Below are 22,616 nucleotides of genomic sequence, written 5' to 3'. Positions count from 1 at the left end.
CCCATGACCGTAGTTGTCACCGCCATGTTCACGCCCAAGGAAGGTGCCTTCGCTGACGTCGTCGCCGCCCTCTCCCCCGCCATCGCGGAGGTGCACGAGGAGCCGGGCTGCATCCTGTACGCCATCCACGAAGCCCCGAACGGCCAGATTGTCATGATCGAAAAGTGGGAAAGCGCCGAACTCCTCGACGCCCACGGCGCCGGCGACGCCGTCAAGCGCCTGAACGCCTCGCTAGAGGGACTCCTTGAGGAACCGGTGGAAGTGACCCGGCTGGCCGCGATCCCTGCGGGCACCAGCGCGCAGGGCGCGCTCTGATTTGACGAACGACGGCGGCCCCTCGCCTGAGCGTTTCAGGCGGGGGACGCCGTCGAGCCCCTGACCACCAGTTCCGGGTCCACGAGCTTCGTCCGGACGGGCAGTTCCGGGTCCTTCATGCGGTCCAGCAGGGCCTTCGCAGCCCCTGCACCCACCTCGCCGTTGCGGCCGTCGATGGTGGTCAGGCGCAGCAGGTTCGCCGACGCGAGCGGCGAATTGTCGTAGCCGATCAGGGACAGGTCCTCCGGAATCCGCCGCCCCCGGTCCCGCGCCGCCGCCGCCACACCCATCGCCATCACGTCGTTGGCGGCAAAAATCGCAGTAAGCGCCGGGTTTCGATCCAGCAGCTTCAGCGCGCCCTCGTAGCCGTCCGGCTCCATCGTCAGGCCGTGGCCCTGCGCGATGTCCGGCGCCAGCCCGTGTCCGCGCATCGCGGCCTCAAACCCCTGCGCCCGAAGACGGGCGGCGCCGCCCCCGCCGGTCACATGCCCGATTTCCCTGTGCCCCAGTCCGATCAGGTGCTCGGTGGCCAGGCGGCCGCCTGCCTCGTCATCATTGGCCACAATGTCCGCGCCCGGGACAACGACGTCGCGGTTGCCCGCCACCACTGCGGGAACGTCAAGTGCGGCGAACATCTCCTCCGTGGGCTCGGTCGCGATCACGATGCCGTCAACGCGCAAAGACATGAGGCCGTCCACCGGCGTCCGGTCCAAGTGGGCGTTGAACGACGGGTCGGCGACAGCCACCCGGAAGCCGAGGGGCGCGAGTTCATCGTGGAGCCCGCCCAGCAGGCCGACGAACCAGAGGTTCCGGTAGTCGTCCAGTACGACGCCGATGGTCCGGGACCGGTTTCCCGCAAGAGTCGCTGCCGCCCGGCTGGGGCGGTAGTTCAGCCGTTCGATAGCTTCCTCGACGGCGGCGCGGCGCGCAGCTGACACGCCGGGCGCACCGCGCAGGACCAACGAGACCAGGGATTTCGATACCCCGGCCGCGGAGGCAACGTCGTAAATGTTCGGGCGTTTGCCGGTCTCCTGGGTCACTCTGCAATTGTCACCCATCGGCGGACCGTTTTGGGATATTGACAGGACAAAGTCACACCCCTATCGTGTTTATGGAGCGCTCCATTTCGCGTCGCACGTCACAGCGGCTGAGTCCCGCAAAGCCCGTTTCAAAGGAGAAAATCAATGCCCAAAGATCTCGGCGTAGCCGTCATCGGGGCGGGCATGGCAGGCAAGGCTCACGCCGCCGCCTTCCGCACCGCGTCCGCCCTGTACAACCCCGTCCTGCCGCCCATCCGGCTGGTCTCCATCGGAGACGTGAATCCGGAGTTCGGCTCCCTCGCCGCTCGGCGCTTCGGTTACGAGCGCAACGACACCTCATGGCAGGCCATCGCCGAGGCCGATGACATCGACGTCGTCAGTGTTGTCATCGCCAACTCACTGCACCGGGAAGTGGTGGAGGGCCTCCTCGCCGCCGGCAAGCACGTGCTGTGCGAGAAGCCGCTGAGCGACACCCTGGAAGACGCGCGGGCCATGGCCGACGCCGCCCGCAGCGCCTCCTCAATCGCCCGCATCGGATTCACCTTCCGCCGCACGCCGGGCATCGCCTACATCCGCGACCTCATCCGGAACGGGACCCTGGGCAGGGTGCTGCACTTCAGCGGCCGCTACTGGACTGACTACGGCTTCAGTCCGGAGGCCCCGATGAGCTGGCGCTACAAGGGCGGCCCCGGCTCAGGGGCGCTGGCCGACGTCGGAAGCCACCTGGCCTATGTCTCCGAATTCCTCTGTGGCGACATCAAGTCCGTCAGCGGTGGCCGCCTCAGCACGGCCATCGACAAGCGGCCCTTGCCCCTGGGCGCCGTCATCGGACATGACCACGCCGCCGTCAGCGACACCTTTGAGGCGGTGGAGAACGACGACTACGCAGCCTTCTCCGCCGAGTTCGAAAACGGCGCCGGCAGCTTCGAAGTCTCCCGCGTCGCAGCCGGACATGCCAACAGCCTCAACTTTGAGGTCTTCTGCGAGAACGGCTCCGCCAAGTTCGACCAGCGCCGCCCCGGCGAGGTCCAGCTGTTCCTCAACGACGGCTCCGGCCACGAAAACGGCTACCGCCAGGTCATCCTCGGCCCGGGCCACCCCTACATCGCCGGCGGCCTGGCCATGGACGCCCCTGAAGTCGGCTTCGGCCAGAACGACGCGTTCGCCTACCAGTCCCGTGCGTTCCTCGAAGAGGTCGCCGGCCTCAGCGAAGCGGAATCCCTGCCGCGCTGTGCCACCTTCGACGAAGGCGTCCGCAACATGGAACTGCTCGCCGCGGTCACCGAATCAGCCCTGAACAACGGAAAGAAGATCACACTATGAAGCTCGGCGTCTACAACGCGATCCTGCACGACCGCCCGCTTCCCGAGGCCCTGAAGGTCGTCGCCGACCTGGGCCTCACCGGCATCGAAATCAACTCCGGCGGATTCCTGCCCGCCGTCCACGTCCCCACCTTCGACGACATCCTCGAGAGCGACGCCGCCCGCGATGACTACCTGGCGATCTTCGAGGGCACCGGCGTCTCCATCGCCGGGCTGAACTGCAACGGCAACCCACTGCACCCCAACCGCGCGATCGGTGACAAGCACGCCGAGGACATCCGCCGCTCCATCCGCCTGGCCCACAGGCTCGGCCAGAACCGCGTGGTCACCATGTCCGGCCTCCCCGGCGGGGAACCCGGCGCCACCGTGCCGAACTGGATCGTCAACGCCTGGAACTCCGCAGCACTGGACGTCCTGGACTACCAGTGGGGCGTCGCCGCCGAGTTCTGGAAGGCAACCGACCGGCTCGCCGCCGACCTCGACGTCAAGGTCGCCCTGGAACTGCACCCGCAGAACCTCGTCTTCAACCCCGCCGATGTCTACAGGCTCGTCGAACTGACCGGCGCCACCCACGTCGGCGTCGAACTCGACGCCTCCCACCTGTTCTGGCAGCAGATGGACCCGGTGGCCGTAGTCCGCGAACTCGGCCCCCTGGTCTTCCACGCCGCGGCCAAGGACGTGCGGGTCAACAAGGACACGGCCGCCATCTATGGCGTCCTGGACAACCGCTTCCGCCGGCTGGCACCGGAAGAGAACCGGACCAACCTGGGTGGCGACGAGTGGGCCAACGAATGGCCCAAGCCCGCCGCCTGGGACTTCGTCGCCCTCGGCAAAGGCCACGACACCGCCTACTGGACCGAATTCCTGCGCGCCCTCCATGAAGTGGACCCCGACATGCTCGTCAACATCGAACACGAAGACGTCGAACTGGGCCGCATCGAGGGCCTGGAAGTCGCCTCGACGGTTCTCAAGGAAGCAGACGCGGCCCTGGCTGCCTCGCTGGTCAGCCCCTAGCCGCCAGACCTGCAATACGAGCACGGACAGGGAGCCTGCCGGCAATCAGCCGGCAGGCTTCCGTCGTTGCCCGAGTCATACGGCCCGCAGGTATCGTAGGTGTGACTTTGTGACACAGGGCAGCCCGGCTGGCGTCCAAACGCTCCGACGAGCAGGACGTGCGGCGCTTCCGGAAGCTCGCGCAGCGCTTTGCTGCAAGCTGCGCGCCGCACATGCTTCGCCAGGCGGATGCCGCCTGCATATCGGGTTGGGGGCAGCGGCACAGTCCCGCCGTCTTACGGCCCTTTAATCCAAATCCACGCTGAGCTGTCCCCGCTGACGTGGGGCCAGGCGTGGCTGGACGGACAGCCGACCGCCGTGGAGGAACACGAGGCACTCCTGGACGCCATCGAGCAGGGGGACCCCGGCGCAGCTGAGAACACTGCAATCGCCCACTTCGAACGGGAAGGCGCCCTCATCATCAACCAGCGCCTGGCCATCCTCACCTGACCTGGCGGACCAGCGGTGAAACCCATCGACGAGGTCCTGCAGTCGACGGCCCGGGCCCTTGGACAGAGCTTGGAGAGGGTTTTCGCCGACCTGGCAGTCCTGGCCGGCGCTACTACGACTACACGGAAATGACCTGGTACGAGTGGCCCTCACGTCCGGCCAGCCCGGACTCATTGGCCCGTACATTGATTTCGGCGGTGCCGACATGAAGATCGTCACCGCGTCGCGGCCGGTGCTGCAGGAGAAGCGCGCCGTGGCCGCGGCCGGGGCCCCGCAGCGGTTCCGGCTCAGTTCCCGTACCGGTGGCGGACCTCGCCGCTCCCCCGTGGCGCCTTATCGCGGACCGCTGATTGGCCGACGCCGCTGGCTGAGGTTTACGACAACCTCAACCAGCGGCGGTTTCGACAGAACCAGCGGCGGTTAGCGGATGCCCTGGTCGGCGAACTTCACGACGTCCGCCGCGTTGGACTTGTCGACGATGGTGGGTCCGGTGAGCACGGGCTGCCCGCCGCCGAGCTTGAAGCCGCCACGTTTGACCTGCCACAGGGCGTCCACGGACTCGTAGCCCTGGAGCCAGGGCTGCTGGTCCACCGTGAACAGCACGGTGCCGTCGGCGATCTTCTGGGCGAGCTCCTTGTTCAGGTCAAAGGAGGCGACCTTTGCCGAGCTGCCCGAGGTGGTCACGGACTTCAGGAGGGTCAGCGTGATCGGGGCACCCAGTCCAATGATGACGTCGGCGTCCTTGGCTGCCTGCAGCTTGGCGGTTGCGGTTGATTCCACCGACGTCATATCGGCGCCGTTCACGTACAGGATCTCGGTTCCCGGAACCTTGGACTTCACGCCGGCGCAGCGGGCTTCCAGCCCGACGTGCCCCTGTGCCTGGATCACGCAGATGGGGTGCTTGAAGTTCTCGGCCGCCAGTTTCTCGCCCACCGCCTGGCCGGCGAGTTGCTCGTTGGAACCGAAGTGCGTAAACGCCCCAAGCTGCTTGGAGACGTCCTCGCCGGCGTTCAGGCTCACGATGGGGATGCCGGCGTCAGAGGCCTTCTTGAGGGAATCCTTCAGCGCGCCGGGCGTGGCCAGGGTGACGGCGATTCCGTCCACCTTCTGGTCCACGGCCTGCTGGATCAGCTGCGCCTGCCGCCCGGCTTCGGGATCGTTCGTGTAGAGGAGCTCCACGTTGTCCTTGGCCGCGGCCTCCTCGGCGCCCTTCCGGACGGTGTCCCAGAAGGTGTCGCCCGCCGGAGCGTGCGTGATCAGCGCAATCTTCATGCGCGGAGTCGAGGCGGCTTGACCCCCACCGCCTCCGCTGTCGGCTTCCGGTGCCCTTCCGCCCTGGCTGGAGCATGCTGTCAAAGCCAGCATCGGGATTGCGACCGCGGCTACCGCTGCGCGGCGCCAAAAAAACTTCTTCACTGGTGATCTCCTTCGATCGTGTCCAGATGACTGGGGGAACCACACCACTGCATCTTTCCGGCCGGAGAAGAGGGATGCGACCGAGCGCAATTGGAGCGCTCCATAAACTGAGGATAGGAGCAGGAGTTTGTCCTGTCAATAGTTCTATTCGGCGCCACCTGCCGCCGGCGCCTTAGCGCTGGTAAACAGCCGCCGGCGCCTTAGCGCTGGTAAACACCCGTCAGGGTTGCCGTGCCCAGCAGGTGACGGGCCAGTTCGGAACCCAGCCCCGCGGGCTTCGCCCCTGCCCCGCCCGGCAGCTCCTCGACGTCCAGTGCGTAGACGGTGACGACGTAACGGTGCCGGCCGTGCCCCGGCGGCGGGGCCGCCCCCACATAACCGCGGAAGCCGGCGTCGTTCTTCAGCTGCGTCGCGCCGGGCGGGAGCTGCGGGCCGCCCTCGGCCCCGGCGCCCTCTGCCAGGGAGGTGGTGTCTGCCGGGATGTTAAGGACCGCCCAGTGCCAGAAACCGTCGGCGCCCGGCGCGTCCGGATCAAACACCGTCACGGCGTAGCTCCTGGTCCCGTCCGGCGCGCCGCTCCAGCTCAGTTGCGGGGACTCGTCGGCGCCGCCGGCATGCATCCTGCCGCTGCGCTGCGGCGGCGGCAGGATCCCGCCGTCCTCGAAGGACCGGCTGGTAAGCCCGAACGTGGGGACGTCCGGCAGGTTTGAAAACGGACGCTGCGATGTCATGACTGCCTCTCAGGTGGTGGGAACTTCGGCTTCCTCTGCTACCGCTTCGGCGTCTGCTTCGACGCGGTTGAGCTCCGCCCGGGTGGGCGGATTGGCACCGGAACGGGAGACTGTAACGGCCGCGGCCCGAGAGGCGTGGGCCAGGAGCGCGGTGAGCCCCTCGGCCGGGAGCGCCCGCAGGTCCGCCCGGTTCTGGGCGCCGTCCAGACCGCGGTCCACGACGCCGGACAGCAGCGCCGCCATGAAGGAATCCCCAGCGCCAACGGTGTCCGCCACCTCTACCCGGGGTGCGGCAAACTCGGCCTCGCCCGCGGCGGTGATCCCCCAGGGCCCGGCCGCGCCGCGCGTCACCACCACCATGGCTGGCCCTTCCGCCCCGCCAAGCTTCAGCCAGCGGCGCGCGGACTCCAGCGGGTCCGCACCGGGATAGAGCCAGGCGAGGTCCTCGTCCGAGGCCTTGACGATGTCCGAGAGGGTCACGAACTTTTCCGCCTGCCGGCGGGCGTAATCGGCGTCCGTGATGATGCTGGGGCGGCAGTTGGGGTCAAAGCTGATGGTCGACGCCGGGTGGGCATGTTCGACGGCGGCCAGCACCTCTGCGGCGCCGGGCGCCAGCATGGTGGCGATGGAGCCGGTGTGCAGCAGCGTGTTGGCCTGCAGCATGAACGGCAGCCGTTCCCTTAGTCCGGGGAGCTCCCAGGCGAGGTCGAACGTGTAGGTGGCGGCACCGTCGTCGTCCACCAGTGCCGTGGCCACGCTGGTGGGGCAACCCGTCCGGGGCCTGCGGGAGCATGACGGAACTCGCCCTCAGGTGGGCAGCCAACGACTCCCCGTACGCGTCCCGGCCGTACCGGCCGACGAACTGCACCGGGTGCCCCAGGCGGGCGAGCCCGACGGCGACGTTGAGCGGGCTGCCGCCCACATGGGCTTCGATTCCGGAGCTGCGCTGGACCACGTCAACGAGGCCCTCGCCGATAACAGTGAGCATGGTCATACTCTGCCAGAGAACGCCGCCCGGCGCTCGGGTTCCCCGCAGCCGGCTAGGAGACTGCTGAATTAATCGCGGCGGGCGCGTCGGCTGGACTCGTGGGCCTGGTGGTTAAGACTGGTGTTTATGCAGGGACGCGAGGATGCGCAACGCGGGTATTTGGATGTGGAGTCGCTGGCCGGAGAGTTGTTGGCTCCGGGCAGCGTCTTCGCTTTTCTGGCCAAACATCGGGGGCGCCTGTTTCCGGATTCAATGATGGAGGACCTCTTTCCGTCGCGGCGGGGCCGGCCGTCGGTTCCGGCGCCGGTCATCGGTTCGGTGTTGGTGCTGCAGGCGTTGCAGGGGCTCTCTGACAGGGAAACAGCCGAGGCTTTGACCTACGATCTACGCTGGAAGGCCGCGTGCGGGTACGGGTTGACTGATACCGCGTTCCACCCGAGCACGCTGACATTTTGGCGCAGGCGTCTGGCCGGGTCCGGAAACCCGCATCGGATCATGGAGGCCATCGCCGAGGTCGTCGCGGAAACCGGGGCCCTGAAGGGCAAGCGCCGGCGGGCGGTGGACTCAACGGTCCTGGATGACGCAGTCGCCAGGCAGGACACCATCACGCAGCTGATCGCTGCGGTCCGCCGCTTCGGCCGCGACATTCCCGGAGGCCAAGACCTGGTCGGCCTCCACGCGACCGGGTATGACTACACGCGCACCGGCAAACCGAACATCGCCTGGGATGACCCGGACGCCAAAGACGGACTGATCTCCGCGTTGGTCACCGATGCCTTGGCGCTGCTGGCCGCGGTCGATCCCGAAACGCTGGAGGGCAGGGCCGCTGATGCGTATGCGCTGCTGGCCCTGGTCGCGGGGCAGGACGTGGAACCGGCTGAGGATTCGGACGGCACGGACGGGCGGTGGCGGATCGCCCGGAAGGTCGCCCCGGACCGGATGATCTCCACCGTGGACCCCGACGCCCGGCACGCGCACAAAACCCAGTCACGTCAGCAAGACGGTTACAAAGCCCACATCGTGATCGAACCCGACACCGGGCTGATCACCGCCGCGGAACTGACCAAGGCCTCCGGGCCGGAGAACAGCGACGGGACCGTCGGCGCCCGGCTACTGACCCAGGATCCAACGATCAGCGGGACCGGCATCCAAGTCCTGGCCGACTCGGCCTACGGCACGGGGGATATGCTCGCCGCCCTCGCGTCCACCGGGCTTCTTCCGGTGATCAAGCCCTGGCCGCTACGCCCGACCGTTGAGGGCGGATTCAGCCTCGATGACTTCACCGTCGATGAAGTCGCCGGCACCATGACCTGCCCGAATGGTCTCACCCGCAAGATCACCGCCAAGCGACGGGTAACGTTCGGCGCCGCCTGCACCGGCTGTCCCCTCCGGGCCCGGTGCACCGCCTCGCCGCAAGGACGCAAAATCGAACTGCACGAACACTACGCGTTGCAGCGCGAACACCGGAAACGCGCCACGGACCCGGCCTTCCAGGACGACTACCGCACCCACCGGCCCATGGTCGAACGGCCCATCGCCTGGCTCACCCGCGGCAACCGGCGCGTTCCCCACCGCGGCACCAGCCGGAACAACGCCTGGCTGCGCCTGCGGGTGGCGGGACTGAACCTGCGACGCCTGCTCGCTCTCGGACTGAGCAGAAACGAGGAATCATGGGCGCTGGGATGAACCGCCGCCCGGACCCGGCCAACCCCACCACTGGATGGCGCCCCACATCCGGGGCACAATGAACTAAGCGGGCGGAATGACCCCGTTGTCGCACCCAAGGGTGCTGACCTTACATGCCGCTTGACGGCCATTGGTGGCGTTCCGCCCGCCCCACAACCACGTTGTTCAGCAGTCTCCTAGGCCTTCTTCCCCGGCAGCGCGAGCTTGAAGACCTTCGCCCACGAGGAACCCACCTGCTTCAGCAGCGGCCCGGTGGTGTACGGCAGGCCGTAGCGTCGGCAGATTTCCTGCACCTTCGGCGCCACCTCCCCGTACCTGTTGGACGGCAGGTCCGGGAACAGGTGGTGCTCGATCTGGTGGGACAGGTTTCCGGTCATGATGTGCATGAACTTGGAGCCGGAAATGTTGGCGGAGCCGATCATCTGCCGGACGTACCAGTCGCCGCGGGTCTCGCCCTCCACCATTTCCTCTGTGAACGTGTCCGTTCCTTCGGGGAAGTGGCCACAGAAAATCACGGCATGCGCCCAGACGTTTCGCACGGCGTTGGCGGTGAGCGTGCCGTAGAGGGCCTGTTTGCCCGAGCCGGTCAGCATGGCCACGGCCGGCGTGGCAGCGTAGTCCTTGGTGAACTGCTTGAGCGCCTTGACGCCGAGGGCCTTGAGGTCCCGGGCCATGGCCTCCTTGCTCTTCTTGCCCTCCTTGTAGTCGACGAGCTCCAGGTCATAGACCGCAATGCCCCATTCGAATATCGGGGCGAGGATGGCGTTGTACAGCGGGTTGCCCAGGGCGCGCGGGGTCCAGGGCTGGTCCTCGTCCATGCGCAGCAGGTTGTATCCGACATCGTTGTCCTTGCCCACCACGTTGGTCCAGCGGTGGTGCAGGTCGTTATGGGTGTGCTGCCACGACCGCGCCGGGGTGACGAAGTCCCATTCCCACGTGGTGGAGTGGATGTCCGGATCGCGCATCCAGTCCCACTGGCCGTGGAGGATGTTGTGGCCGATCTCCATGTTTTCCAGGATCTTGGCGAGGCTGAGCAGGCTAGTGCCGGTGACCCAGGCGGCCTTGTTGCGGCCCATCAGCAGCGCCGCCCTGCCGGCAATCTCCAGCCCGCGCTGGATCTTGATCACCCGGCGGATGTAGGCGGCGTCGGAGGCTCCGCGCTTGGCCAGGATCTCGTCCTTAATGGCGTCCAGTTCCCGGCCGAGCTCTGCCACCTGCTCGTCGGACAGGTGCGCTGCGGCGGGCGGGCGCACGGCCGGCCGGCCGGAGGCGGCCAGGGCCCCCGGCCGCGGCTTCGTGACCGGTTTGTCGGTGGCGGTCTTCGTGGTCGCGTCTGTGCGATCGGATATTGCAGTCATGCTTGAGTTGCTCCTCAGATGTCGAGGTTAACGGGCCCGGCAGCTGCCGAAACGCACGTCTGGATTAGTTGGCCCGGTTCACCGTGGACTTCACCGGTGCGCAGGTCCCGGACCTGCCCTGCACGCAGGGGCAGCAGGCAGCTGTGGCAGATGCCCATGCGGCAGCCACTGGGCATGAGGACGCCGGCGTCCTCGCCGATGTCAAGAAGGGGGGTGTCGCCGTCGGCCTCCACCTCCCGGTCGGAGGCCTCGAAGGTGACCAGGCCGCCGTCGTGCCCGGCACCCGCCAGCAGCCTGGTGTTGAAGCGTTCGATGATGAGGTTGACGGGGTCCGCCGCGAAGGGGCCGGTGGCTCCGTCCGCGCGGGTCGATTTGGGGTCTCTGGGATGGGCGGCGGCTTCGGCGGCCCATAGGGCTTCGGCGTCGTCGAGGAACCCTTCCGGGCCGCAGGCGTAGGCAGCGCGGCGGCGCCAGTCGGGGCACAGGCTGTCCAGCCCGGCGGCCGAGCCGAAGTCCATCCGGCCGCGCTCCCCCGTGTACCAGTGCGTCACGCGGAAGTTGGGAAACTGGTCCGCGAGCTCGGAAAGTTCCTCGCGGAAAATACTGTCCTCCGGCCTTCGGGCGGAATGGACCAGCACCACATCGGCATCGGGGCGGTGCGGCACGAGCGTGCGGACCATGGACATCACGGGGGTGATCCCGCTGCCGGCGGTGAGCATCAGAAGCGGCCTGGGACGTTCGGGAAGGACGAAGTCGCCCTGCGGCGGCGCCAGGAACAGGACGTCCCCAGGCCGGGTATTCCGGACCAGGACGCCGGACACGGCACCCATGTCGCTCACGGTAATGGCGGGATCCTCCCCCGCCGGGGCGCTGAGCGAATAGGACCGCCAGTGCCGGACGCCATCGAGCTCCACGCCGATCCGCGCCCACTGTCCGGCTTTATGGGCCTTCCAGCCCCGGCCGGGCCGGAAATGGATGGTGGCTGAATCGGCCGTTTCGGGAACAACCTTGGTGACCACACCACGCAGTTGCCGGGTCGAGAACACCGGGTCAAAGAGCGCGAGAATATCCTCCGGGGCGAGAGGGGTGGTCAGGACAGACGCGGCGCGGGCCAGCTTTCGAAGTCGGATCATGCTGTCCACCCCATATTGGGTTCACCCATGTGTATCTCCTAGTGAAACCCGGGATCGTAAAATACAAAAGTACCTCAGTCCCGTCCTACAAGCGTCCTCCATGCCGGCGCCGCTAGCAACCGGAGCCCGCTTCGGCGTCGCCTTCACCGGCGGGATCTCCTTGGCAGCGGCGCGGGCGCGGGCGCGCAGACCAAGGTGATGGCAGTGAGTTCAAACAGGGCAATCTCCCTCCGTTGTGGCCTCTGCGGCATTTGCGGTTGATGATAAGCATACTTACCGCCGGAGTCCATTGAGAAGCTCAGCCCACCAGTGCAACGAACAGGGCCCGCAGGAGTTCCCCCGCTCAGGCCGTAGGGCCTAAAGCTGCAGCAGCTCCTGCACCAGCTCGCGGCACCTCCGGTAGGACGGGGCCTTCGGGTCAATCAGCGCGAAGTGGTCGCCGGGGACCTTGACCACCTGGACCGGGGCACCGGCCGCGCGGGCGGCAGTGGCGTAGGCCTCGGACTGGCTCACCGGCACGCTGTCGTCCTCGACCCCGTGGACCGCGTAGACCGGGATGGTCAGCGGCACGGCGCTCATCGGATCGGCGTACCTGTGACGCTTGGGGTACCTTTCGGCGGACCCGCCCAGCAGGTTGCTGACGGCGCCGTTGCTGAGGTCGAGCCACTCCGCCTGCGCCAGGTTGAGCAGCCCGGACTGGCTGACGACGCCGGTCAGGTGCACGGCCTCGCCGTTGAGATTCCTGGCGACCTGCCGGTCGGCGTCGGCGGCGCCGAGTCCGGAGAGCCGGTCCCGGCCGGCCGCCCAGACAGCGAGATGACCGCCGGCCGAGTGCCCGAGCGCCACCACCCGGTTCAGGTCGAGGTCGTGCTCACCGGCCACCTCACGCAGCTTGTCGATCCCGGCGAGAACGTCCTCAAACGTCCGCGGCCAGCCGCCGCCGTCGCCCGCCCGCCGGTACTCCAGGTTCCAGGCCACGATTCCGTGCGCCGCGAGGTCCTTCGCCAGCGGTTCGCCCAGCTCGGCGCCGTACTGCGAGCGCCAGTAGCCGCCATGGATTACCACAACGATGCCGCGGGGGGATGGCGGCTTGCCATTGCGTGATGCAGGTGTTTCCGGCAGGAAGAGCTCGCCCCATTGGCTGGGGTGGTCACCATAGTGGTACTTCTGCCGCTTCACTGCATCCTCCTTGGATCCTTCGAACGGAGCGCCGGGCCCCTCCTTGCCGCCGCCCGCGCACCCGGGATCCGGGATTGCAGGGCACGACGGCCCACAACAGCCATATGCCGAGCCTACAGGGAGGCCGCTTCCATGGGGCGGAAGGGGCTGCAGTGGCGGGGGTGTCACCGGCGCCACTGTCGCACCGCCTTGATAGTTTGGAACCATGGCAAGCAACTGGGATCGCCTGGACGTCACTCAGCGCGACTCCGTGCAGGAAAGCGTGGAACTCTATGAGCGTGTCCGGCCTGCCTTGAAGCTTGTCACCAGGGAGGTCCTGCAGATACTGCGGACCATGCTCAAGGACACCGAGGTCACGCCGCTGTTCGTCACCGGCCGGACCAAGTCGGTGGATTCCTTCCGGGAGAAGATCGCCCGGACCGAGGAGCCCCTGGAACCCGGCGGCCCGCGGCTCCTGAAGTTCCCGGACCCGTTCCGGACCCTCAACGACATGGTGGGCGTCCGCGTGATTACCAAGCTGCCGACGGAGAACGCCCTGGTGGCCAACCTGATCAAGCGCCAGCGGCACCTGTTCGACTGCCGCGGGGACCGCGAAAAGGACATCGGCTCGATCGAGTCCGGAACGTACGGGTACTCCAGCCGGCACCTGATCCTGCGCACCATTCAGAACGACGTGGTGAAGAACTACCAGCAGGTGTTCAACCCCGAGGTCCAGCCCAACGGCAGCTACTTCTTCGAATGCCAGATCCGCACCGTCTTCGCCCACGCCTGGAGCGAAATCGAGCACGACATCCGGTTCAAGGCCGAGGACCCGCGGGCCTGGACGCCGCACTTCGACCGGCAGTTCACCGCCACCGCCGCGATGCTGGAGACCGTGGAGACCGCCTTCGCCGACCTGCATGAACGCTACGAGGAGGTCCGCAGCTACTGGGACGTGGACGGTGAGGGCGCGGCACAGCTCACCCCCAACCGCATCCGCGACGTCTGGCGCACCCTGCTCCCCCACGTAGACCGTAAAGTAGATGACGACTGGGGATGGGCGGCCGAACTCCTGGCGGCCCATGGACTCAAGCAGACCGTCCAGCTTGCCGGACTGCTCAGCGCCAACCGGATCACCGAGGTCCGCAGGGCCCTGGACCACCGCTACTCCCCCGGGCCGGACCGCCTGCTGGATGACCTCCTGTTGTGGCAGTACGGTACCAAACACATCGACCTCACCGCTGAGGCGCCCGACGCCGTTCCCCACCCGCGGCGCGACAGCCTCCTGCGGCGGCTGAAGCAGATCGAGCGCTACCGCCAGACCAAGAAATAGAGTTTCATGAAGCCCGAACAGCTCCAGTCCGTCCGGGCCACGCTCCGTTCCCCGCGGCGCCTCAAGACCGAGGCCCTCGCCGGGCTGGTGGTGGCCCTCGCCCTCATTCCCGAAGCCATCGCGTTCTCCGTGATCGCCGGCGTGGATCCCCGGATCGGACTGTTCGCCTCCTTCACCATGGCGGTCACCATCTCCTTCGTGGGCGGTCGGCCCGCCATGATCTCGGCCGCAACAGGCGCCGTCGCCCTGGTGATCGCGCCGCTGATGCGCAGCCACGGACTGGACCACCTGATCGCCGCGGTAATCCTCGCCGGGGTCTTCCAGATCCTGCTCGCCGTCCTGGGCGTCACCCGGCTCATGCGCTTCATCCCGCGCTCGGTGATGGTGGGCTTCGTGAACGCGCTGGCCATCCTCGTGTTCATGGCCCAGCTGCCGGAACTGCTCGGCGTTCCGTGGCCCGTCTACCCGCTGGTGGCCGCCGGCCTGCTGATCGTCGTCGGCCTCCGCCGCATTACGACGGCGGTGCCGTCACCGTTGGTGGCCATCGTCCTCCTGACGATCCTCGCCGTGGCGGCCGGGATCGACGTCCCGACCGTCCAGGACAAGGGCCAGCTGCCGGAAAGCCTGCCCACACTCTTCATCCCGAATGTGCCCCTGACGTGGGAGACCTTCCAGGTCATCGCACCGTTCTCGCTGTCCATGGCGCTCGTGGGGCTGCTGGAATCCCTGATGACGGCCAAGCTGGTGGATGACATCACCGATACCCGCTCCAACAAGACCCGCGAATCCTGGGGACAGGGCGTGGCCAACATCGTCACTGGCTTCCTGGGCGGCATGGGCGGCTGCGCCGTGATCGGACAGACGATGATCAACGTCAAAGGCTCCGGCGCCCGAAGCCGGGTGTCCACGTTCCTCGCGGGCGTCTTCCTGCTGGTACTGGTGGTGACCCTGGGTGACATCGTGGGCCTCATCCCCATGGCGGCGCTGGTGGCGGTGATGATCTTCGTCTCGGCCATCACGTTCGACTGGCACTCTGTTGCACCGGCAACGCTTAGGCGGATGCCCAAATCGGAAACCGCGGTCATGCTGATCACTGTGGGCACGGTGGTGGTCACGCACAACCTGGCGATCGGCGTCGGAGTCGGGGTGCTGGCAGCGATGGCGATGTTCGCCCGCCGGGTGGCCCACTTCGCCACCGTGGAGCGGACGGAAGTGGAGCTCAACGGCCGGACCGTGGCCACCTACATCGTGGACGGCGAGCTGTTCTTCGCCTCCTCCAACGACCTCTACACCCAATTCAACTACGCCCGCGACTCCGAGTCGGACATCGGGGGCGTGGTGATCGACCTGCACGCCTCGCACCTGTGGGATGCCTCCACCATCGCCGTGCTGGACGCCGTGACGGAGAAATACCGCAGGCACGGCCGCGAGGTGGAGCTGATCGGCCTCAACTCAGCCAGCATCCAGATGCGGGAGCGGCTTGCCGGCAAACTCAACGCTGCAGAGTGAGGTTCACCACACCAATCGAACCTCGATCCCCTACCTGACGCGGGCCGCCGCGAAATGAACGACACGGCCCCGTTACCTTAATGTGACATGGGGCGAAGCCTTCCGTACCGTGAAAAACGTGCCTTTTTCACCGATGAGGCACTCCCGCGCTGATTGCCTAACTCTGCCGCAGCCCGAGGAACCAACCGAAGACCCATGTCCGGCAGAGACGGGGAAACCACTTTTCGGCCTGCTTGAAGCGGGCCTTGGGGTGAAGCCGCACAGTTCCTGACCACGTTCAGGACCGCGGCCGGGTGCCTCCCATCCGAATCCGACAGCTCACCTCGCAGGCATCGGGAGAGGCTTCTTCATGTCGTTCCGCTTTATTTCTGGCCGCCGTGCTGCGGCCGCCCGCTCCAATCCATTCACCCGCATTGCCTCCGCAAACTCCGGCCTCGGCCGCCAGGCAGCCGTGATCCTCGCCGCCTCCGGCCTGGCGTTCACGGGCACCGTTGCGGCCAACGCCGGCGGCGCCGCCCCGGCCCAGCCGGCGCAAGCTCCGGCCGCCGCCCCCGAGGCCGCCAGCCAGGTGCAGGCTCCCCTGAACGCTGCTTCCAGCGTCAAGATCGAGTTTGAACGCACCGCAGTTGAGTCGACCCCGGCTCCCGTGGTGGCAGCACCCGTCGTCGAAAAGCCGGTAGCGAAGAAGGCCGCGGCACCTGCCGCCGCCCCGGTTGCCGCGCCCGCCAAGGCTGCAGCTGCGCCGGCCGCCGCGCCGAAGGTCACCGTCAAGGCTGCGGCTCCCGCACCGAAGGCCCCCGTCCAGGCTGCGGCAGGCGTCAACGCAACCATGCTGGCTTCGGCCTACGCCCAGATCGGCATCACGCAGGACTGCACCGCCATGGTGGAGAAGGCCCTCGGCGCCGCCGGCATCCACGTGGGCGACCTCGCCCCGATGCAGTTCCTGAGCCACGGCAAGGTGGTCTCCACCCCGCAGCCCGGCGACATGGTGGTCCAGTCCGGCCACGTGGCCATCTACGCCGGCGCCGGCAAGGTCATCAGTGGCGGCATGAACGGCATCAACGCCACCATGGCCCACCCGCTGTCCTGGCTCACCGCCACCGGCCCCGTCACGTTCGTGCGCGCGGCCTAGCAGAGCTGAAAACCGCCGTGTTCCGCTGCCTTGGGGGCGGCGGAACACGGCCACCCCCAAGGTGTTCCCACCTTTCCGTAAGGATGGTGGAACACACTGGCTATGCCTGATGAAAGACCGCAGTCTCCGGCTGCGAGTCAGGATCGCCGGGTCCGGATTGTCCCCCATGCATTCCGGATCCGGTGCCTGTTTTTAAGAGGCACTGCCTCCTTTAAGAGGCAGCAGCTTCTAAGAGGCAGCAGCTTCGCCTCAGCCCCTGACCGTGCGGTTCCGTCCCTGAGATTTGGCTTCATAAAGGGCGACGTCGGCGGCCGCGATCACCTCGTCGAGGTCAGCGGTTTCCGCGTTATAGGTGGAAATGCCGTAGCTGACGGTCGGCATCCGCAGCAGTTCCGGGATGTGCTGCTCTGCCAGCCTCCTGCTGATTTCGCCCGCGATGATTTCCGCGCTCTTGGGGCCTGCACCCGGAAGCAGGAGGATAAACTCCTCGCCGCCGTAGCGCCCGGCGACGTCCGTGGACCGCGCCGATGCGCTGCACGCGTCGGCAAACGCCTGCAGTGCAAGGTCGCCCGCCGCGTGGCCGAAGGTGTCGTTGACCGACTTGAAGTGGTCCAGGTCCGCGAGGATCAGCGACCCGCCGCTGTTGGCTGCCTTGCTGCGTTCCAGTTCTTGGGCCGCCGCTTCCAGGAAAGCGCCGCGGTTAAGGAGGCCGGTAAGCCCGTCCTGTGTGGCGACCGGTCGCAGCGCCCGCGTCTGCTGCTCGGTGCTCAGCCCCGCCATGCTGAAGGAAACCACCACCAGCAGCACCATGGTGACCATAGTGGTCACCGCGGACCCGAAGTATGTGGAAAAAACAGGACCGTTTGGCCCTTCGATGAGGAACACCACCAGACGGCAAAAGTAGAAGACGGCCACCCCGCCCGCTGCGATGGCCATGGGGATCCTCACCCGGGAGTAACCGGGTTCCAGCCGCCACAGCTCGTGCGATGCCAGACCAATAAGTGTGGCCATGGACGCCAGGAAGACGGCGCCGCCAGCCCAGGTATTGGATCCCGGACTGTCGATGCCGGCGGCGGCGCCGGCGATGACCGGCAGCGCGGTGGACAGCCACAGGTTGTGCTTCAGGTTCCGGAGGGAACGCGCCCCCGCCCAGACCCCTGCCGCGCCAGACACCAGCAGGACATTACCCAGCGGATTGGCCCAGACCTGCTGCGGCGTTCCGTTGAGGAGGAATGATGCAGAACCGGAGAGGAACAGGAGCAGGGCCGCGCACCACCAGGCGCTGTAGGGCGAGCGGGTGCTGCGGAAGGTCGAAAAATAGAACAGCAGCGCCAGAACCAGGGCCATCGCCGCGAAGGCAACCCGCAGTGTTGCTGTGTCTAGGATCATTCTGTCCCCTTGAATCCCGATCCAGTGCAATCCAGTATCGCACCGGGAGCGCACGGGGTTCCGGTGTGCCGCGGAGAATTTTCCCGGGGACGACACATTTGTCAGACATCAGTTCACGAACTGGGCCGTAATGCCCCTCCGGTGCCAGCATTATTGAATGCTTGAGGCAACAAAAGACCCCCTATCCGCTTCCTCTGCCACGGAGGCCGGCGCCGCACCCCTGAATCCGGCCCTCGCCGCAGAGGCCAGGATTGCGCGCGTCGCGGTGACCGTCTTCCCCCTCCTGGTGCTCGCAGCCGGCGTTGCCGGGTTCCTGCTTCCCGGCGCCTTCAAACCCCTTGGCCCGGCGGTCCCGTACCTGCTGGGAATCATCATGTTCTGCATGGGCCTGACACTGACGCCGCCCGACTTCGCCGCCGTTGCGCGCAGGCCGTGGGCCGTGGTGCTGGGCATCGTGGCCCACTACGTGATCATGCCCGGGGCCGGCTGGGCAATCGCCACCCTCCTCCACCTGGAGCCCGCACTCGCCGTGGGCCTGATCCTCGTGGGCTGCGCGCCGTCCGGCACCGCCTCTAACGTGATGGCGTTCCTGGCCAAGGGCGATGTGGCCCTGTCCGTGGCGGTCGCCAGCGTATCGACTCTCATCGCCCCGGTGGTCACGCCCGTCCTGGTGCTGTTCCTGGCCGGTTCCTTCCTGACCATCGACGCCGGCGGCATGGTGCTGGACATCGTCAAGACCGTACTGCTGCCCGTGGTCGCGGGCCTGCTGGCCCGGCTGTTCCTCAAGAAGCTCGTCGCAAAGGCGCTGCCGGCGCTCCCCTGGGCATCCGCCGTCGTTATTTCCCTGATCGTGGCGGTTGTGGTGGCGGGAAGCGCCAGCAAGATCCTGGCTGCCGGCGGCATTGTGTTCCTGGCCGTGGTGCTGCACAACGGCTTCGGCCTGGGGCTCGGATACCTGGCCGGCAAGCTCGGCCGCCTGGACGCCAAGGCGCGCAGGGCACTCGCGTTCGAGGTCGGCATGCAGAACTCCGGCCTGGCGGCAACGCTGGCCACCGCCCACTTCACCCCGCTGGCGGCCCTGCCGTCCGCCGTCTTCTCGCTCTGGCACAACATCTCCGGTGCCATCGTCGCTGCCTGGCTGGCACGGAAGCCCCTGCCGGAGCAGCAGGAGGCCTAGACAGCAGCGGGCACGGCCTGCTCCGTTGCAGCCGCCTCGGCGGAGTCAGCCAGGGCAAATCCGTTCTCGGGCCGCGGCAGTCCGTAGTGCTCCCGCAGCGTGCGCCCCGTGTACTGCTGGCGGAACAGTCCGCGGGACCGGAGGATCGGAATGACGTGGTCCACGAAGGCGTCCAGGCCCGAGGGCAGCACGGGCGGCATGATGTTGAAGCCGTCGGCCGCGCCCTTCTCAAACCACTCCTGGATGGCGTCCGCCACCTGCTCGGGCGTTCCGGAGAAGGTGCGGTGCCCGCGGCCGCCGCCCAGCCTGCCGATGAGCTGGCGGACGGTGAGCCGTTCGCGCCGGGCGAGCTCAACGATGAGTGTGTACCGGCTCTTGGCCCCCTCGATTGCATCCTCCGCGGGGAGGTCTTCGGGCAGCTGCGCATCGAGCGGAAGGGATTCCGGCGAGACCCGCAGGACGCCGGCCAGCTGCTTCCGCGCGTGCTCGGGGTGGATGAGCTCGTCGAGCTGCTTCTCCAGCCGCCGTGCCTCGTGCTCCGTGGAGCCGATGACCGGGACGATGCCGGGCAGGATCTTGATGTGTTCCGGGTTGCGGCCGACGGCGGCCGTCTTCCGCTTCAGGTCCGCATAGAAGCGCTGCGCCTCGGCCAGGGTCTGCTGCGCGGTGAACACCGCTTCGGCGTAGCGGGCGGCGAAGTCCTTGCCGTCTTCGGACGAGCCGGCCTGCACGATGACAGGGTGGCCCTGGGGTGCGCGCGGCACGTCCAGGGGACCCTGGATCCGGAAGTAGCGGCCGGTGTGATTGATGGGGTGGACGCGGGAGCTGTCCGCCCAGACCCCGGCTGCCTTGTCCCCCACCGCGGCGTCGTCTTCCCAGCTGTCCCAGAGCTTCCTGGCGGCGTCGAGGAACTCGGCGGCGCGCTCATAGCGGCGCCAGTGCGCAGGCTGGTCCTCCAGGGAGAAGTTCCGCGCGGCGGCCTCGCCCGCGGTCGTCACCACGTTCCAGCCGGCCCGGCCGCCGCTGATGTGGTCAAGCGAGGCGAACCTGCGGGCCAGGTTGTAGGGGTCGTTGTAGGTGGTGGAGGCGGTGGCGATCAGCCCGATCCGCTTGGTCACGGCGGCGATGGCGCTGAGGAGGACCGTCGGCTCGAGGGTCCCGTAGGGACGCTGGCGCACGTCGCCGTGCAGTACGGGCGAGTCGGCGAAGAAGATCGAGTCGAAGGTGCCGCGTTCGGCGGTGCGGGCGAGCTGCTGGAAGTGTGCCACCTGCGTTCCGGCGAAGCTGTCGCTTTCGGGAAGACGCCAGGACGCCTCATGGTGTCCGGTGCTCATCAGGAAGGCGTTCAGGTGGAGTTGGCGTGCGCCGGCGTTGGCGGGGGTACGTTCAGGCATGATCTGGTTCCTTGTGGGTAGGGGGAGGGCGGGCTAGGCGGTGCGGGATCCGACGGCGGTCCGCCAGCGGGAGAAGTGGCGTTCAACGCCGACCAGCAGGTAGTTGACCAGCAAGCCGAGCAGGGACACGGTCAGGATGCCCGCGTACATGTCCGGGATGAGGAAGCTCATCTGGGAATTGACGATCAGGTAGCCCAGGCCGGCCTTGGCACCGACCATCTCGGCGGCGATCAGGACGAGGATGGAGGATGTGCCGGCCATCCGGATGCCCGTGAAGATGGTGGGCACGGCGGACGGAAGAATCACCTTCTGGAACAGCTGGAAATTGGACAGCCCCAGTGAGCGGGCGGCCCGGATCAGCAGCGGGTCAACGGTCCGGACACCCGCAATGGTGTTCAGCAGCACCGGGAAGAACGCCGCGTAGGCCACGATGCTGATCTTGGACGTCTCCCCGATGCCCAGCAGCAGAGTGAACACCGGCAGCAGGGCAAGGGCGGCCGTGTTCCTGAAGACTTCCAGCAGCGGGTTGAGGAAGCGGTCGAGGGCCCCGTACCAGGCCACGAGCAGCCCGAGGGCCACGGCGGAGACAACGGCGATGCCGAATCCGCTCGCGGAGCGGCTCAGGCTGGCGGCGAGGTGGTTTTGCAGCTGGCCGTTTGCGACAAGTGTGCCCAGTGCCTCGAGCACCACGTGCAGGGGCGGAAGGAACACCCTCGTCGATGCCGGGGCAAGGTAGGTGGGTCCCAGTTCCCAGAGCAGCAGGAACAGGATGATGGCCCCGGCACCCCACACGGCTTTGCCGCCCTGCCGGGCGTACAGGCGCAGCCTGGCCGCAGGTGTCTTGCCGGGCCCCGGACGCAGCGCCGGATTTCGCTCCGTCGCTGCCTCCCCGGCAGCCGCCGCGGGACCGGGCTGCGCTTCCGTTTCCTTGGTCAGTGTTGGCGTGCTCATCAGGCTGCCTTTCCGGTGGTGATGGTCCTGGTTTCGTCCGGCGCCGTTCCGTCGGGCTGGATCTTTGCGTGCCCGGCTTCCTGGGCACGGCGTACCTCGTCATGCAGCAGCGACCACACCTTGTGGCGGTGTTCCACGAAGGCCGGGTTGGAGCGGACATCTTCGTCGCCGGAGCGGTCCCCAAGGTCGATGTCCACGATTTCCTTCAGCCTGCCCGGCCGGGAGCTGAGCACGGCCACGCGCTGGCCCAGGTACACCGCCTCGTCGATGCCGTGGGTGATGAAGATGATGGTCTTGCCCGTGGTGGCCCAGATGCGGAGCAGTTCGGTCTGGAGCTGCTCGCGCGTTTGGGCGTCCAGCGCAGCGAAGGGTTCATCCATCAGCAGGATGTCCGGCTCGTAGGCCAGGCTGCGGGCAATGGCCACGCGCTGTTTCATGCCGCCGGACAGCTCGTGCGGGTAACGGTCTTCAAATCCGCCGAGACCCACAAGCTCGAGGTATTCGCGTGCCTTCTCGGCCCGCTCCTTGCGGCTGTAGCGCTTCCCGTCGCTGCCCGCGCCTTCCAGCCCGAAGGACACGTTGGCAGCAGCCGTGCGCCAGGGGAACAGCGCATACTGCTGGAAAACGACGGCGCGGTCCCGGCCCGGGCCTGCCACTTCCCGGCCGTCAACCAGCACCTTGCCGGTGTCCGGTGTGGTGAGGCCGGCCAGGAGGTCCAAGAGGGTGGTCTTGCCTGAGCCGCTGGGGCCCACCAGGGTAATGAATTCGCCTGCGGAGACGTCAAGGGAGATGCCGTCCAAGGCGGTCAGGACCGCCCCTTCCGGGTTGTCCTTGCTGGGCCGCACCGTGAACTTCTTGGTGATGTTTTGAAGGCTGATTTTCGGTATCGGCCCGGTTCCGGAGGTCATGGTGTGCTTCCCTTCAGCAGGTCGTTCAAGGCGTTTGGTGTCCACCATGAGAGCAGAGATGGACCACCGCCTGAAGGGCACGGTCACGAGGGGAAACGGGGCGTAACCTGCCGGCCGGGACCGCAGATGGCGGCTCCGGGACGCGCGGGGACTTCAAAGTCAACAGGGCGTAA

Annotated in this window: 21 protein-coding genes, 1 pseudogene and 1 riboswitch; of the genes and pseudogenes, 11 read left to right on the top strand and 11 right to left on the bottom strand. The window is 67.3% G+C overall.

The annotated features are described in order from the left end of the window. Positions 1-3: 3 nt before the first annotated feature. The gene (locus QF036_RS02300) at positions 4-315 is read left to right on the top strand and encodes a putative quinol monooxygenase (protein WP_307098856.1); all 312 of its coding nucleotides are present in this window, start codon (positions 4-6) and stop codon (positions 313-315) included. A 35-nt stretch (positions 316-350) separates the two neighbouring features. On the opposite strand, the gene QF036_RS02295 is transcribed toward QF036_RS02300, so the two are convergent. After that, a complete protein-coding gene (locus QF036_RS02295; protein WP_307098854.1) occupies positions 351-1,355 on the bottom strand; it encodes a LacI family DNA-binding transcriptional regulator in 1,005 nt (334 codons plus the stop codon). A 144-nt stretch (positions 1,356-1,499) separates the two neighbouring features. Between QF036_RS02295 and QF036_RS02290 the strand changes: the two genes are divergently transcribed. From QF036_RS02290 to QF036_RS02275, 4 genes are all read left to right on the top strand, one after another. Further along, positions 1,500-2,678 carry a Gfo/Idh/MocA family protein gene (locus tag QF036_RS02290; protein ID WP_307098852.1) on the top strand — a complete coding sequence of 393 codons (1,179 nt, stop codon included), beginning with the start codon at positions 1,500-1,502 and terminating at the stop codon, positions 2,676-2,678. After that, positions 2,675-3,691 (top strand): sugar phosphate isomerase/epimerase family protein, encoded by a 1,017-nt coding sequence (locus QF036_RS02285; protein ID WP_307098850.1) that lies wholly within the window; start codon positions 2,675-2,677, stop codon positions 3,689-3,691. The genes QF036_RS02290 and QF036_RS02285 overlap by 4 nt, the downstream gene beginning before the upstream one ends. A 228-nt stretch (positions 3,692-3,919) precedes the next feature. Next, complete coding sequence (locus QF036_RS02280; protein ID WP_307098848.1) at positions 3,920-4,180, top strand: FCD domain-containing protein; 261 nt, start codon at positions 3,920-3,922, stop codon at positions 4,178-4,180. Between the two features lie 142 nt (positions 4,181-4,322). Then, positions 4,323-4,604, top strand: a complete 282-nt coding sequence (locus QF036_RS02275; RefSeq protein ID WP_307098846.1) for a hypothetical protein — start codon at positions 4,323-4,325, stop codon at positions 4,602-4,604. On the opposite strand, the gene QF036_RS02270 is transcribed toward QF036_RS02275, so the two are convergent. From QF036_RS02270 to QF036_RS02260, 3 genes and pseudogenes are all read right to left on the bottom strand, one after another. Continuing rightward, a complete protein-coding gene (locus tag QF036_RS02270) occupies positions 4,601-5,596 on the bottom strand; it encodes a substrate-binding domain-containing protein (RefSeq protein WP_307098844.1) in 996 nt (331 codons plus the stop codon). The genes QF036_RS02275 and QF036_RS02270 overlap by 4 nt on opposite strands. Before the next feature lie 200 nt (positions 5,597-5,796). Continuing rightward, positions 5,797-6,327, bottom strand: coding sequence for a YbhB/YbcL family Raf kinase inhibitor-like protein (locus tag QF036_RS02265; protein ID WP_307098842.1), 531 nt, complete (start codon positions 6,325-6,327; stop codon positions 5,797-5,799). Between the two features lie 9 nt (positions 6,328-6,336). Continuing rightward, positions 6,337-7,249: pseudogene (locus QF036_RS02260) on the bottom strand (carbohydrate kinase family protein). Here QF036_RS02260 and QF036_RS25200 point away from each other — a divergent pair. Then, positions 7,139-7,387 carry a hypothetical protein gene (locus tag QF036_RS25200; protein WP_373460314.1) on the top strand — a complete coding sequence of 83 codons (249 nt, stop codon included), beginning with the start codon at positions 7,139-7,141 and terminating at the stop codon, positions 7,385-7,387. The pseudogene QF036_RS02260 and the gene QF036_RS25200 overlap by 111 nt on opposite strands. 54 nt (positions 7,388-7,441) lie before the next feature. Then, positions 7,442-9,001 carry an IS1182 family transposase gene (locus QF036_RS02255; protein WP_307098840.1) on the top strand — a complete coding sequence of 520 codons (1,560 nt, stop codon included), beginning with the start codon at positions 7,442-7,444 and terminating at the stop codon, positions 8,999-9,001. A gap of 176 nt (positions 9,002-9,177) precedes the next feature. Here QF036_RS02255 and QF036_RS02250 read toward each other — a convergent pair whose 3' ends face one another. The 3 genes from QF036_RS02250 to QF036_RS02240 form a co-directional block, all read right to left on the bottom strand. Next, entirely contained in the window at positions 9,178-10,359 is a 1,182-nt protein-coding gene (locus QF036_RS02250; protein ID WP_307098838.1) for a fatty acid desaturase family protein, read from the bottom strand. Between the two features lie 14 nt (positions 10,360-10,373). After that, entirely contained in the window at positions 10,374-11,492 is a 1,119-nt protein-coding gene (locus tag QF036_RS02245) for a ferredoxin reductase (RefSeq protein ID WP_307098836.1), read from the bottom strand. Between the two features lie 357 nt (positions 11,493-11,849). Next, positions 11,850-12,671: an alpha/beta hydrolase gene (locus QF036_RS02240; protein WP_307098832.1), complete on the bottom strand. Its 822-nt coding sequence runs from the start codon at positions 12,669-12,671 to the stop codon at positions 11,850-11,852. Between the two features lie 205 nt (positions 12,672-12,876). Between QF036_RS02240 and QF036_RS02235 the strand changes: the two genes are divergently transcribed. From QF036_RS02235 to QF036_RS02225, 3 genes are all read left to right on the top strand, one after another. Then, positions 12,877-13,983 (top strand): GTP pyrophosphokinase, encoded by a 1,107-nt coding sequence (locus QF036_RS02235; RefSeq protein WP_307098830.1) that lies wholly within the window; start codon positions 12,877-12,879, stop codon positions 13,981-13,983. 6 nt (positions 13,984-13,989) lie between these two features. After that, complete coding sequence (locus QF036_RS02230; protein ID WP_307098828.1) at positions 13,990-15,492, top strand: SulP family inorganic anion transporter; 1,503 nt, start codon at positions 13,990-13,992, stop codon at positions 15,490-15,492. Between the two features lie 180 nt (positions 15,493-15,672). Continuing rightward, positions 15,673-15,838: riboswitch (cyclic di-AMP (ydaO/yuaA leader) on the top strand. Positions 15,839-15,841: 3 nt separating this feature from the next. Beyond that, positions 15,842-16,624: an NlpC/P60 family protein gene (locus QF036_RS02225; protein WP_307098827.1), complete on the top strand. Its 783-nt coding sequence runs from the start codon at positions 15,842-15,844 to the stop codon at positions 16,622-16,624. A gap of 249 nt (positions 16,625-16,873) precedes the next feature. Here the strand turns inward: QF036_RS02225 and QF036_RS02220 are convergent, their stop codons facing one another. Beyond that, positions 16,874-18,013, bottom strand: a complete 1,140-nt coding sequence (locus QF036_RS02220) for a GGDEF domain-containing protein (RefSeq protein ID WP_307098825.1) — start codon at positions 18,011-18,013, stop codon at positions 16,874-16,876. Positions 18,014-18,170: 157 nt separating this feature from the next. Between QF036_RS02220 and QF036_RS02215 the strand changes: the two genes are divergently transcribed. Then, positions 18,171-19,190, top strand: a complete 1,020-nt coding sequence (locus QF036_RS02215) for a bile acid:sodium symporter family protein (RefSeq protein ID WP_307098823.1) — start codon at positions 18,171-18,173, stop codon at positions 19,188-19,190. Here QF036_RS02215 and QF036_RS02210 read toward each other — a convergent pair. Genes QF036_RS02210 through QF036_RS02200 form a run of 3 tightly spaced genes read right to left on the bottom strand, consistent with a single transcriptional unit; the run spans position 19,187 to position 22,443 of the window. Further along, positions 19,187-20,584 carry an LLM class flavin-dependent oxidoreductase gene (locus QF036_RS02210; protein WP_307098820.1) on the bottom strand — a complete coding sequence of 466 codons (1,398 nt, stop codon included), beginning with the start codon at positions 20,582-20,584 and terminating at the stop codon, positions 19,187-19,189. The two genes, QF036_RS02215 and QF036_RS02210, sit on opposite strands and share 4 nt — an antisense overlap. A gap of 33 nt (positions 20,585-20,617) precedes the next feature. Continuing rightward, the gene (locus QF036_RS02205; RefSeq protein WP_307098818.1) at positions 20,618-21,535 is read right to left on the bottom strand and encodes an ABC transporter permease; all 918 of its coding nucleotides are present in this window, start codon (positions 21,533-21,535) and stop codon (positions 20,618-20,620) included. Further along, on the bottom strand, positions 21,535-22,443 hold the full coding sequence (locus QF036_RS02200; protein ID WP_307098816.1) for an ABC transporter ATP-binding protein: 909 nt from the start codon (positions 22,441-22,443) through the stop codon (positions 21,535-21,537). Before QF036_RS02200 ends, QF036_RS02205 begins: the two co-directional genes overlap by 1 nt. Between the last annotated feature and the right edge of the window lie 173 nt (positions 22,444-22,616).

The organism is Arthrobacter globiformis (assembly GCF_030817195.1).
In the GTDB taxonomy this organism is placed as follows: Bacteria; Actinomycetota; Actinomycetes; order Actinomycetales; family Micrococcaceae; genus Arthrobacter; species Arthrobacter globiformis_D.
This window is presented reverse-complemented; position numbering and strand designations above follow the sequence as displayed.